This is a genomic window from [Clostridium] scindens (genome assembly GCF_019597925.1).
Classification (GTDB): Bacteria; Bacillota; Clostridia; order Lachnospirales; family Lachnospiraceae; genus Clostridium_AP.
On the sequence record NZ_CP080442.1, the window covers coordinates 2,438,759 to 2,450,763 of the forward strand.

A 12,005-nucleotide genomic window follows, 5' to 3' on the forward strand; every position below is an offset into this window, starting at 1 on the left:
TTCCTACCTCCTGATTAAGCTTTTACCACGCTATCTTTTACTTTCTTCGTCTTTTTTACCTTGCCTCTCATATCCAGAGTCGTCTTGCAGATCGCCCCGTCAAATACCATCAGCATGGATGGGAGTATGAAGATAACCGTAAACATGCTGATAATCGCTCCCCTGGCCATCAACGTACATAAGGCTGAGATCATATCAATGTCTGAATAAAGCCCTACTCCGAATGTAGCCGCGAAGAATCCAAGGGCTGACACGATGACGGATGAGATGGACGTAGAAAGCGCTATACGGATTGCCTCTTTCTTTTCCTGTCCTCTGCACCGTTCCTTCTTATAGCGGGTCGTCATCAGGATCGCATAATCAACCGTTGCCCCCAATTGGATGGTACCGATTACAATGGATGCGATGAACGGCATCTTGGTCCCCGTGTAATAAGGAATTCCCAGGTTGATGAAGATTGCAAATTCAATGACTGACACCAGGATCACCGGCAGTGATATGGACTTGAATACCAGGGCAATGATAATAAAGATTGCCACAATGGATATAGCGCTTACTACTTTAAAGTCCTTATCCGTGATCGTGATCAGATCCTTCGTGCAAGGTGCCTCGCCAATCAGCATGGCGGACGAATCATGTTTCTTAATAATATTATTTAACTTCGTACACTGCTTATTGACCGCGTCCGTCGCCACTTTATACTCTGACTGCACCAGGATCAGCTGATAATTTCCCTCCCGCAGCGCATCCGTCAATTCATCCGGAATCACATCCCGCGGGATTGCAGGCCCCAGAAGACTGTCAAGTCCCAGCGCGAATTTAACGCCCTTTACGTCGGACATCTCATCCAGCATGGCTTTGGCCTCCTTCGGCGCAAGATCCGCGTCCGCCAGCACCATATGGGTGGCATTCATATCGAACTCCTTGGACAGTTTTTCATTGGCTTTGATACTGTCTAAATATTTCGGAAGGGTGGCATCCAGATTGTAGTAGACCTCTGCCTTGGTATAGCCCCAAAGCGCCGGCCCCAGCACGATCAGGAAGATAGCGATAAATACGCCGTAATATTTGGAAATCATCCTGGCCGGCTTTTCCATCTTTGGCATCAGCGATCTGTGGCTCGTTTTCTGAATTGCCTTGTCAAAGATCAGAATCATGGACGGAAGAAGCGTCACGCAGCTGATAACTCCAAAGATCACGCCTTTTGCCATTACGATACCCAGGTCTTTTCCAAGGGTAAAACTCATAAAGCAAAGGGCAATGAACCCTGCCACCGTGGTAATAGAACTGCCAACCACGGAAGAGAAGGTATTGGATATGGCATGTGCCATGGCCCTCTCCTTGTCATCCGGGAAACGCATCTGATTCTCCTGATAGCTGTGCCACAGGAAGATGGAGTAATCCATGGTAACGCCCAGCTGCAGTACCGCGCTCAAGGCTTTGGTAATGTAGGATATCTCCCCGAGGAAGTAGTTGGTTCCCATATTATATAGGATCGCCATTCCGATGCTTGCAAGGAAGAATACCGGGATGATCCAGCAGTCCATGAATAAGGACAGCACTACGCAGGATAAGACGACCGCGATCAGCACATACAGCGGAGTCTCCTTTTCAGACAATGCCTTGATATCGGTCACCACCGCCGACATGCTGCTTAGATAGCACTGCTTGTTCGTAATGCTCCTGATTTCTGTAATGGCATCCATAGTACTGTCGGCTGATGTGGTATCATCAAAGAATATGGCCATCAGCGTGGCATCCTTCGTATTGAATACGTCTTTGATCTCGCCCGGCAGCGCATTGATCGGAAGTTCGGACACATCGGCAATGGAATCATACCAGATGACTTCCGCAACTCCGTCCACCTTTTCAATCTTATCCTTGACCTGGGCCTCCTGCTTTGTGGTCATGCCTTCCACGACCTCCATCGCAAATGCCCCTTTGCCAAAGTCCTTCATCAGGATATCCTGCCCTTTCATCGTCTCGATATTATCCGGCAGATAGTACAGGATATCATAGTTGACTCTTGTCTTCAGGTATCCCATCGCTGATGGGATCAGCAGCAGCAGGCCGAGCACAAATATGACAACCCGGTACTTTACTATCTTCTTCCCGATTTTCACCATCATGACTAACCCTTCCTTCCATTCTTTTCATAGTTTGTATCAATTATGACCGATAGTCATTTATCACTGTAAGAACTATACACCAAAAATGACTAACAGTCAATACTTTTTTTGACTTTTAGTCATTTTTCTGTTATACTATTCGCAGACAAAGGAAAACTCTGGTTATAATAGAAGCCAAGGAGCACTGATATTATGGGAAAAGTAGACGAAAACAAGAAAAAAAAGAAGGAAGCACTTTTTAATACCGCATATGAACTGTTTACCACCAAAGGCATCAACTCCACCGCAATTTCGGATATCGTAGAAAAAGCCGGGGTTGCCAAAGGTACCTTCTATCTGTATTTTAAGGACAAATACGATATCAAGAACAAGCTGGTAGCCCATAAGACCCACGAATTATTCGACAAGGCAGGGGATGCTCTGGAAAAATCAGGCATCCGGGGATTGGAAGAACAACTGATCTTCATCATCGACAATATCATCGATGCCTTGGTAGATAACAAGCCCCTTTTGAACTTTATCTCCAAGAACCTGGTAATGGGCGCCCTGCGCTCCGCCCTGATTACGGGCGAGGATTCGGATGGAGATTTCTATGACAAGTTCTTAGGCCTGGTCACGCAGGATGAGTATGACTATGAAGACGTAGATGTCATGCTCTTTACCATTGTGGAACTGGCCGGTTCCGCCGGATATAATTCTATCCTTTTTGGGGAGCCGCTGCCAATCGAGCAATACAAGCCCTTCCTGTACCGGACCGTGCGGCTGATCATCGCAAGCCACCGGACGAGCCAGACGACATAGCCGCCGCCTGCAATAAATGCGGATGATAAAAGAATCCGGGCGCAAAAAGCCAGCCGGAAGTCAGGGACATTTATCGTCTCCATCCTTCCGGCTGGCTTTTTATTCGTTCTCTTTAAAACTGCTTCTTCTTCACGATCCTAAGGGAGATGCTGTAGGATATCCCTATAGCCGCCACGGCTGCCGCACACAGAAATGCCAGAAATACTCCCGGAGTCATCTCGGCTACTCTGTCAATGACTGCACTCAGATCTATATGAAACGCCTCAAAGATCTTCGCTGCCGCATACGCAACGAGAACTGCGCAGCCTACTACGGCAATCAGGGCGATCCGGCTTCTTTCCGCGCCGAACTTAAACTGTATCGGTATGGTTATGGCAAGCAGCAGCAGAGCTACTGCCAGATAGGTCACGGCAATGACCAGCCACTGTCTGAGATCTATCTCTATCTGCCGGTAATAGGTTGCCCCCAGAGCCGCCGCGGTGAATACGACCCATGCCAGCATGGTCGTGATCAGGCCAAAGACATACTTCTCCATGGTGTAGCTCTGCCTGCTGATGGGCAGCGTAAAAAGATAGGCTGCTCCATTATCATGTTCATCATAGGAAATCGTACTCAATGTAAAGATAGAAAACATCAGCGTCATATAGGTAATGACAAAAGATGGGTCATTACTCGTCACCAGAAAGAGCGTGCCAATGATACAGATAACCAGGAAAAACTGCTTCTGGTTCTTCAATAGTTTCACATCCTTGATCAATAAACCTTTCATTACATTTCACCTCGAATCATCATAGTCATTACTTCGTCAATATTTCCTTTTTCAATGGCAAGCCCCGGATAGTTCTCCATATAGAACTGCTTCTGATCCGTCAGGCAGCTGTAGCCATATTCTTCTTTTTTGTGCCGGATGATATACTCTTTCTCCAGTTTCTGATACTGGTCATCCGTCACCTTCAGCAGTCCATAATCGCTAAGGAGGATATCCGTCTCCGTATGCATTACGATCTTGCCGTCATCAATCATGTACACATCGTCGCATAGCCCTTCCAGATCGCTGGAGATATGCGAACTGATCAGTATCGCCCTTTCGTCCTGCTCCATATATTCCCGCAGAAGATCCAGCAGTTCATCTCTTGCTATGACATCCAGGCCCGCGGTAGGCTCATCCAGGATCAGCAGTTTCGCTTCATGGGATATAGCAGCCAGCACCTGCAGTTTCCGCTTCATACCGGTTGAAAACTCTTTTATTTTCTTGTCCAGTGGAAGTCTGAATTTTTTACATTTCCTCAGGAACTCCTCCTCGCGAAAATTTGCGTACATCTTGCGAAGCATGCATATCAGGTCCTTGATCGTCAGATAGCCGCTGAATCCGGAATCCGACAAGACCACTCCGATCTGCTCCCGATCGCTTATGCTAAGTTTCTCTACCGGCTTTCCAAATACCTCAATCTTGCCTCCATCCGGATAGATCAGCCCAAGAATGGCTTTAAATGTCGTACTCTTGCCTGCCCCGTTCTTCCCGATCAGGCCGGTTACACATCCTGCCTGTACCTCCAAAGAGCACTCCAGGCTGAATTCGCCATAATGCTTTTTTACATTCTCTAATCTTAACATGACACTAATCCTCCAAAACGATATTAAATAATTCCGTAATCTCCTGGTTACTCATTCCACAGCTTCTGCCTTTTCGGATGGCCTTTTCCAAATCAGCTTCTACTTCCTTCTTCTTCTCCTCAAGCATCAAGTTCTGATTGGCACAGGCTACGAAACTTCCCTTGCCATGTACCGTATTGACAAATCCTTCCTGCTCGAGGGCATCGTATGCCTTTTTGACGGTCAGTGCACTGACCTTAAGATCTTTAGCTAAAGTACGAACTGATGGGAGCATCGTCTCTTCCGTTAATTCCCCATGCATGATCTTCTCTTTCGTCTGTTCTACAATCTGTTCATAGATTGGCTGCATGGAGGAATGGTTGATAATCAACTTCATTTTACCCCTCCTTCGTTATAAACAGTATATAACAGTAGTTAACTGTTGTCAACTGTTTTATGGTGTTTATTCTTATAAATTTTTTTGCAAAAAAAAGGCCAGCTGAATCCAGCTGGCTCTTCCTCTTTCTTCTGTTTTTGGCTGCTGCTAGAATACTACCATCAGCAGCATCTTAAACCGCTCCTCCCCGTAGACCGCATGAGGCTTCCTGGCTGGCATGACAATGCTCTGCCCGGCTTCTAGGATATGCTCCCTGCCATCAATCGTAAAGCGCCCGGCACCCTCCAGCACGGTAACCATAGCGTCTCCGCCGGATTCGTGGGTGCTGATCTCCTCATCCTTTTCAAAAGCGAACAAGGTCACGCTTACCGCGCTATTCTGCACCAGCGTTTTGCTGACTACCTGTCCCTCCTGATACGCTACCAGATTTTTCAGTTCCAATATTTCTTCCTTATCAATATTCTTATATCCTGCCATTGTCTGTCCCTTTCTTGTGATATTTTTAACGGGACACGTAACAAAATTGCATTTTGTTACGTGTCCCGTTATTTCCTTAACAAATTCTGCAGATCCATCCTTCCGGCGCCTCGATCTGGCCCATCTGGATTCCTGTCAGCGTCTCGTACAGTTTCTTCGTGACCGGTCCCATCTCTTCCATTCCGCTGGGGAAGCAGATCTCCCTGCCATGGTCTACGACCTTTCCTACCGGCGAGATGACCGCTGCCGTGCCGCACAGGCCGCATTCCGCAAACTCTTCCAACTCGGCCAAAGGCACTTCCCGCTCCTCTACTTCAAGCCCCAGATAGTGCTCCGCCACGTACATCAGGGACCGCCTGGTGATGGACGGAAGGATCGTGTCGGACTTCGGCGTTACCACCTTGTGATCCTTGGTCACGAAAAGGAAGTTGGCACCGCCGGTCTCCTCCACCTTCGTCCTAGTCGCCGCATCCAGGTACATGTTCTCGTCGTATCCCTCCCGGTGCGCCGTCATGATGGCGTGAAGGCTCATCGCGTAGTTAAGCCCGGCCTTTACATGGCCGGTTCCACGAGGCGCCGCCCGGTCGAAGTCGCACACCTTGATGGTGATCGGCTTTGCGCCGCCCTTGAAGTATGGGCCTACCGGCGTGGCAAATACCCGGAACTGGAATTCATCCGCCGGCTTTACCGCGATCACCGGATTGCTTCCGAACATATAGGGCCTGATATAGAGGGTCGCGCCGGAGCCATAGGGCGGCACGTACGCCGCATTGGCGGCCACCACCTGCTTGACGGCCTCTACGAATCTCTCCTCCGGAAATGGCGCCATCTCAAGCCTTTTGGCCGTATCTGCCATCCGCCTGGCATTCAGGTCCGGCCGGAACGTGACGATATGGCCATCCTCCGTCGTATAGGCCTTCATTCCCTCAAAGCAGGTCTGCGCATACTGCAGCACTCCTGCGCTTTCATTTATCACAACATTGGCATCGGAGGTAAGCATTCCTTCATCCCACGCTCCATCCTTATAGTTTGCCACATATCTTTTATCGGTACAGATATACCCGAAGCCAAGATTTGACCAGTCAATATTCTTCTTATCCATTTCTATTTTCCCCCAACCTCTAATGACTTATTCTTTCTATTAGCAGATTTTGCAGATCCAGCCTTCCGGCGCCTCGATCTGGCCCATCTGGATTCCTGTCAGCGTCTCATACAGTTTCTTCGTGACCGGTCCCATCTCTTCCATTCCGCTGGGGAAGCAGATCTCCCTGCCATGGTCCACGACCTTTCCTACCGGCGAGATGACCGCTGCCGTGCCGCACAAGCCGCATTCCGCAAACTCTTCCAACTCGGCCAAAGGCACTTCCCGCTCCTCTACTTCAAGCCCCAGATAGTGCTCCGCCACGTACATCAGGGACCGCCTGGTGATGGACGGAAGAATCGTGTCGGACTTCGGCGTTACCACTTTGTGATCCTTCGTCACGAAGAGGAAGTTGGCACCGCCGGTCTCCTCCACCTTCGTCCTGGTCGCCGCATCCAGGTACATGTTCTCGTCGTATCCCTCCCGGTGCGCCGTCATGATGGCGTGAAGGCTCATCGCGTAGTTAAGCCCGGCCTTTACATGGCCGGTTCCATGGGGCGCTGCCCGGTCGAAGTCGCACACCTTGATGGTGATCGGCTTTGCGCCGCCCTTGAAGTATGGGCCTACCGGCGTGGTAAATACCCGGAACTGATACTCGCTTGCCGGCTTAACGCCAATCACCGGACTGCTTCCGAACATATAGGGCCTGATATAGAGGGTCGCGCCGGAGCCATAGGGCGGCACGTACGCCGCATTGGCCGCTACCACCTGCTTGACTGCCTCTACGAACCGGTCTTCCGGAAACGCCGGCATTTCAAGCCTTTTGGCAGAATCCGCCATCCGCCTGGCATTCAGGTCCGGCCGGAACGTGACGATATGGCCATCCTCCGTCGTATAGGCCTTCATCCCCTCAAAGCAGGTCTGCGCATACTGCAGCACCCCTGCGCATTCACTAATCACGACATTGGCATCGGAGGTAAGAGTCCCTTCGTCCCACGCACCATCCTTATAGTTGGAAACGTATCTCTTATCTGTGGGCAGGTATCCAAAGCCCAGACTAGACCAGTCAATGTTTTTCTTATCCATTTTAAATTCCTCCGTCCTTTTATAACTAATTTTTCCTTTTTTTATTATAATACCGGCTTTTCCAAAATTCAAGAGCGCGCTCTGTTTTTTCATTGAAACAATCTGTATCAGATCTGCTAGCGCTCCATCATGCTGATAGATTCGATTCCAACGCTTCCTCCCCGGACTACTTCGATGCTGGCGAATTCTTCCTTCATCAGCTTGATTACCGCATCGTTCTTGGTGGCCGTCTGCACAAATTCCAGCAACAGACTGTCTTTGCCATAGTCGATCACCTTTGCCTTGAAGGTCTCTGCTATCTGGAAGCACTCCACCTTGTCTTCCGGCGTGCATTTGCGCACCTTTACATAGAGAATCTCCTTCATCCGGACAAATACATCCGTAAAATCAATGACCTTTATTACTTCCACCAGCCGGTTCAGCTGCTTCTTAATCTGCTCAAAAGTCTCATCGTCGCTGACCGTCGCGATGGTCATGCGGGACACGGTAGGATCCTCTGTGGTTCCCACCGTCAGACTGTCCAGATTATATGACTTTCCCGAGAACAGGCCCGAGATCTTTGACAGTACGCCTACTTGATTTTCTACATACAGCGAAATCCAACGCTTCTTCATTCCATTTCCATTCATATTCATATCCTCCCTTCTAGCAATCCAGTATCATATCTTCCAAAGTTCCGCCCGGCTGAATCATCGGATATACCAGATCTTCCGGATCAATCTCGAACTCAATGACGATCGGCGTCTTCGTGCTCTTCATTGCCTCCCGGAATGCGGGCTCGATCTCTTCCTTTTTCGTTACCCGGATTCCCTTCGCTCCATAACTTTCCGCCAGTTTCACGAAGTCAGGCGTGTACGTAGGGCATTCTACCTCCCCGCATTTGCCGCGGCATGCTGCTCCGGAACGCAGGCAGGTCATGGAATAGCGCTTTCCATAGAAGAGTTTCTGCCACTGACGCACCATACCAAGGTTATTATTGTTGAAAATGCAGGATATGATCGGAAGTTCTTCTAGCACGGCTGTTGCCAGTTCCTGGATATTCATCTGCATTCCGCCGTCCCCTGATATGGAGATCACCGGCATGTCAGGATTGCCAATCTTGGCTCCGATGGCTCCCGGAAGCCCATAACCCATGGTTCCAAGCCCTCCGGACATCAGAAGCTGCTTATTGGCATCCAATTCCATGAACTGGGCAACAAACATCTGATGCTGGCCTACATCCGTAACCACGATGGCTTTTTCAAATACCCGGTTCATCGTCTCCAGGATATCCTGTGGCGTCATGATCGGCTTCTTTTTCATCTCCATAGGGTGCTCCTGCTTCCACTGGCCCACTTCCTCCAGCCATTTCTGCGTATTGCACTCCGTCACATATTCCAGCATCTTCTCGATCGCCTCTTTTGCGTCTGCTACGATGGGCACGTCAACCTGCACGTTTCTGGAGATGGCTGCCGTATCGATATCAATATGCACGATCTGGGCATGGGGGGCAAATGAATGCAGTTTTCCGGTAATACGGTCATTGAACCTCGTGCCGATCGAAAACAGCAGATCGCATTCATTGACAGCCATGTTGGAAGCATATGCCCCATGCATTCCCAGGTTGCCGATATACAGCGGATGGCTGGTAGGTATGGCGCCTCTTCCCATTATGGTAGTAACTACCGGAACCCCTGTCTTTTCTGCCAGCTGAGTAAATTCCTGGCTGGCATGGGCGATATTTACGCCGCCGCCTGCCAGGAAAAGAGGACGCTGCGCCTTCCCAAGCATCTTGATGGCCCTCTTTAACTGTCCGATATGTACATGCGTGCTCGGCTTATAGCCTCTGATATTGACCTCCGTCGGATAATCTGCGCTTCCAAGCTCGGCCATTACATCCTTCGGAAGATCGATAAGCACTGGTCCCGGACGCCCTGTCCTGGCGATATAGAACGCCTCCTTGAGGATCCTTCCCAAGTCTTCCCGGTTACGCACAGTTACCCCGTATTTGGTAATGCTTCTGGTAATCCCTACGATGTCAACCTCCTGGAACGCATCATTTCCGATCAGATGCCTTGCCACCTGGCCGGTAAAGCATACCAGCGGCACGCTGTCGTAGTTGGCCGTCGCAAGGCCTGTTACCAGGTTGGTTGCCCCAGGCCCGCTGGTTACCAGGCATACGCCAACCTTGCCTGTAGAGCGCGCGTAGGCATCTGCCTCATGTACAAGCGCGATCTCCTGTCTTGGCAGGATGACCTTGGTATAATCCTGCTTGTATAATTCATCGCTGAGATCAATGGTACAGGCGCCCGGATAGCCGAACATGGTATCTACGCCTTCCTCCCTCAATGCCTTTACCAATAATTTGTTTCCGCTGATTTTCTTCATATACATACCTCCTGTTTGCAAATGACGTGTGCTACGTAGCGAAAAAAACGCCCTAAGCCTGACGCTTAGGGCGAATAATGCATCCGTGTTACCACCTAAATTCAAAGAGTCTCCTCTTTGCTCTCTGCCGATACGGGAATCCTGCTAAAGCGCGCTTCCGATACCGCTCCCATATAACGCCGGGAATACGTTGAAGTCTACTCGGATCAGATAACTGTCCTTTCGGTCCACTGCTCAAAGGCTACTTCCATAACTCCATCACGAAGATTCCCACCGTCCATCTTCTCTCTTGGCATCAGGATATTATGTACTCCTCCTTGTCATAGCATTTCTCTGATAATTAATGCTATTATAGTAGATTTACCTCACAGATGTCAACTGCTTTTCAATATTTCCTTACAAATATTCTTCCAGGACAGATGGGACAGATCCACCCTTCTCTGCCCTTCTTCCCTGGCGCACTCCTCTATCTTGGCGGCCAGCTGCTTCTCAAAGGCCGGCAGAGACTCTGATACTGCCTCGTCGGTATTGCGCATGGCAGGCAATGGCACATACTTCACCACTGCGCCGGGCGCCTGCTCTTTCAGCCAGTCCTGGATCCCCGGAAGGTCTGTGACTACCACCTTGTCCCCGCAGGCAATCGCTTCGATCACCGTCAGCGGAAGCCCGTCAAAAAAGGATGGCAATACAAAAATATCGCTCCTTTGATACTCCTTTGCCAGTTCCGGCTGAGGAAGCTTCCCCAGAAACTCTACCGGATAGGGCGCCTTCAATGCCAGTTCTTCAATCTCCTGGTACTCCGTTTTATTTCCTGCACCGCCTGCAAGCGAAAGTTTCAGCCCATCCCTTGGATAAGGCAGATAGGAAAGGCTCTTGATCAGACTCTTGACTCCCTTTTTCTCCGCAATCTTTCCTGCATAGATCAGGCGGATCGCTCCGTCTTTCCCCCTGGCTGCGTTATCAGGCTTTTCCGGGCCGCAGAAAATCTCCTGGCTATACCCCATCCCCAGAATCCGGATCTTCCCGGCACCAATCCCGAATATCTCCATCACGCCCTCCTTCTGGGCTGACTGAGGAACGAAGATGGCATCCAGTTCGCTGATCTGCTCCCGGATATAGTCTCTCCAAAGTCCTGTCTTTTTCATCTGCCGCAGATCCGTATTATGGCAGAATCCATAGATCTTCTGCTCTTTGAACCGCTCCCTTGCCATTGCGGTCAGCAGGTACAGGTGATGGCACAGGATCAAGTCCGGCTCAAGCGCATCCACCGCTTTTTCGATAGCCTTTAGAAATGCATCTTGAAACTGCCGCGTCATCTCCCGTGTCATGTCACAGTAGCGCGTACTTCTATAGGGCATCTCATCCGACATCCCGACGATAGGATAGGGGAGTTCCCTGCTCTCAAACAGCACCGGGAAGAACCCTACGCCTTCCGGCAATTCTATCCGGTCTTCTTCATATACGCCGGCCACTACCGCCTGTTCGTGCCCGTCTCTAGCAAACTGCCGCACCAATTCCGTCAGATAGACGCCGCTTCCCGTACTGTTAGGCTTCTGAGCCGTAATGCTTAGAATCTTCATGATATCCTCTCGTAAATCGTAAATACATATTCCAGATCAAAATAGGTCTGCTCATCGCTGATCTTGGTCATCTCCCATTGCGGATCGGCATCCAGGTCCGGAAAATGAGTATCGGCATCATATGCGTGATCTATCCTGGTAACATAGGCCTTGCTGCAGTAGGGAAGCAGCTGGCGATAGATGCTCTCCCCGCCAATCACAAAGATATCTTCCGATGCATATTTCTTTAGTTCTGCAAGCATCTGCTCTATTGTATGGACAATGACCGCGCCGTTCGCCTTATAGTTCTGGTCCGTAGTCAGCACGACGTTCACCCGGTTCTTAAGGGGCTGCCCTCCCGGGAAGCTTTCCAGCGTCTTTCTTCCCATGGCAACCACCTTTCCCTTGGTCGTCTCCCGGAAAAACTTCATATCCTGCGGAATGCTCACCAGCAACTTGTTGCCATTCCCAATGGCCCAGTTCTTATCGACTGCAACTATCAAATTCATCCTACT

12 protein-coding genes and 1 other annotated feature are annotated in these 12,005 nt (G+C 49.9%); of the genes, 1 reads left to right on the forward strand and 11 read right to left on the reverse strand.

All coding sequences use genetic code 11. From position 1 onward, the window contains the following. Nucleotides 1-14 precede the first annotated feature (14 nt). Nucleotides 15-2,126 carry an efflux RND transporter permease subunit gene (locus K0036_RS11740; protein ID WP_025643138.1) on the reverse strand — a complete coding sequence of 704 codons (2,112 nt, stop codon included), beginning with the start codon at nt 2,124-2,126 and terminating at the stop codon, nt 15-17. Between the two features lie 195 nt (nt 2,127-2,321). Here K0036_RS11740 and K0036_RS11745 point away from each other — a divergent pair, with 195 nt between their 5' ends. Beyond that, complete coding sequence (locus K0036_RS11745) at nt 2,322-2,930, forward strand: TetR/AcrR family transcriptional regulator (protein ID WP_220429794.1); 609 nt, start codon at nt 2,322-2,324, stop codon at nt 2,928-2,930. A 112-nt stretch (nt 2,931-3,042) separates the two neighbouring features. Here the strand turns inward: K0036_RS11745 and K0036_RS11750 are convergent, their stop codons facing one another. The 10 genes from K0036_RS11750 to K0036_RS11795 all read right to left on the reverse strand — a co-directional run bounded on the left by K0036_RS11750 (nt 3,043) and on the right by K0036_RS11795 (nt 11,999). Beyond that, nucleotides 3,043-3,699, reverse strand: coding sequence for an ABC-2 transporter permease (locus K0036_RS11750; RefSeq protein WP_220429795.1), 657 nt, complete (start codon nt 3,697-3,699; stop codon nt 3,043-3,045). Continuing rightward, nucleotides 3,699-4,544, reverse strand: a complete 846-nt coding sequence (locus tag K0036_RS11755) for an ABC transporter ATP-binding protein (RefSeq protein ID WP_220429796.1) — start codon at nt 4,542-4,544, stop codon at nt 3,699-3,701. The genes K0036_RS11750 and K0036_RS11755 overlap by 1 nt, the downstream gene beginning before the upstream one ends. 4 nt (nt 4,545-4,548) lie before the next feature. Then, entirely contained in the window at nt 4,549-4,920 is a 372-nt protein-coding gene (locus K0036_RS11760) for a GntR family transcriptional regulator (RefSeq protein ID WP_025643134.1), read from the reverse strand. A gap of 147 nt (nt 4,921-5,067) precedes the next feature. Then, nucleotides 5,068-5,397: a cupin domain-containing protein gene (locus tag K0036_RS11765; RefSeq protein ID WP_025643133.1), complete on the reverse strand. Its 330-nt coding sequence runs from the start codon at nt 5,395-5,397 to the stop codon at nt 5,068-5,070. Between the two features lie 76 nt (nt 5,398-5,473). Then, the gene (locus K0036_RS11770; RefSeq protein WP_025643132.1) at nt 5,474-6,499 is read right to left on the reverse strand and encodes a branched-chain amino acid aminotransferase; all 1,026 of its coding nucleotides are present in this window, start codon (nt 6,497-6,499) and stop codon (nt 5,474-5,476) included. A 39-nt stretch (nt 6,500-6,538) separates the two neighbouring features. Next, nucleotides 6,539-7,564 (reverse strand): branched-chain amino acid aminotransferase, encoded by a 1,026-nt coding sequence (locus K0036_RS11775; RefSeq protein WP_025643131.1) that lies wholly within the window; start codon nt 7,562-7,564, stop codon nt 6,539-6,541. Between the two features lie 116 nt (nt 7,565-7,680). Next, nucleotides 7,681-8,193, reverse strand: coding sequence for an acetolactate synthase small subunit (gene ilvN / locus K0036_RS11780; protein ID WP_025643130.1), 513 nt, complete (start codon nt 8,191-8,193; stop codon nt 7,681-7,683). A gap of 16 nt (nt 8,194-8,209) precedes the next feature. Next, nucleotides 8,210-9,931, reverse strand: a complete 1,722-nt coding sequence (gene ilvB, locus K0036_RS11785) for a biosynthetic-type acetolactate synthase large subunit (protein WP_025643129.1) — start codon at nt 9,929-9,931, stop codon at nt 8,210-8,212. Between the two features lie 63 nt (nt 9,932-9,994). Next, nucleotides 9,995-10,264, reverse strand: a binding site (T-box leader). Nucleotides 10,265-10,305: 41 nt separating this feature from the next. Continuing rightward, nucleotides 10,306-11,511, reverse strand: coding sequence for a glycosyltransferase family 4 protein (locus K0036_RS11790; protein WP_220429797.1), 1,206 nt, complete (start codon nt 11,509-11,511; stop codon nt 10,306-10,308). Continuing rightward, entirely contained in the window at nt 11,508-11,999 is a 492-nt protein-coding gene (locus K0036_RS11795) for a dihydrofolate reductase (protein WP_173694593.1), read from the reverse strand. The genes K0036_RS11790 and K0036_RS11795 overlap by 4 nt, the downstream gene beginning before the upstream one ends. Nucleotides 12,000-12,005 lie beyond the last annotated feature (6 nt).

Excerpts from the sequence above, each read along its gene's own strand:
- K0036_RS11740 (WP_025643138.1), bottom strand. The coding sequence starts at position 2,126 with ATGGTGAAAATCGGGAAGAAGATAGTAAAGTACCGGGTTGTCATATTT.
- K0036_RS11745 (WP_220429794.1), top strand. The coding sequence starts at position 2,322 with ATGGGAAAAGTAGACGAAAACAAGAAAAAAAAGAAGGAAGCACTTTTT.
- K0036_RS11750 (WP_220429795.1), bottom strand. The coding sequence starts at position 3,699 with ATGAAAGGTTTATTGATCAAGGATGTGAAACTATTGAAGAACCAGAAG.
- K0036_RS11755 (WP_220429796.1), bottom strand. The coding sequence starts at position 4,544 with ATGTTAAGATTAGAGAATGTAAAAAAGCATTATGGCGAATTCAGCCTG.
- K0036_RS11760 (WP_025643134.1), bottom strand. The coding sequence starts at position 4,920 with ATGAAGTTGATTATCAACCATTCCTCCATGCAGCCAATCTATGAACAG.
- K0036_RS11765 (WP_025643133.1), bottom strand. The coding sequence starts at position 5,397 with ATGGCAGGATATAAGAATATTGATAAGGAAGAAATATTGGAACTGAAA.
- K0036_RS11770 (WP_025643132.1), bottom strand. The coding sequence starts at position 6,499 with ATGGATAAGAAGAATATTGACTGGTCAAATCTTGGCTTCGGGTATATC.
- K0036_RS11775 (WP_025643131.1), bottom strand. The coding sequence starts at position 7,564 with ATGGATAAGAAAAACATTGACTGGTCTAGTCTGGGCTTTGGATACCTG.
- ilvN (WP_025643130.1), bottom strand. The coding sequence starts at position 8,193 with ATGAATGGAAATGGAATGAAGAAGCGTTGGATTTCGCTGTATGTAGAA.
- ilvB (WP_025643129.1), bottom strand. The coding sequence starts at position 9,931 with ATGAAGAAAATCAGCGGAAACAAATTATTGGTAAAGGCATTGAGGGAG.
- K0036_RS11790 (WP_220429797.1), bottom strand. The coding sequence starts at position 11,511 with ATGAAGATTCTAAGCATTACGGCTCAGAAGCCTAACAGTACGGGAAGC.
- K0036_RS11795 (WP_173694593.1), bottom strand. The coding sequence starts at position 11,999 with ATGAATTTGATAGTTGCAGTCGATAAGAACTGGGCCATTGGGAATGGC.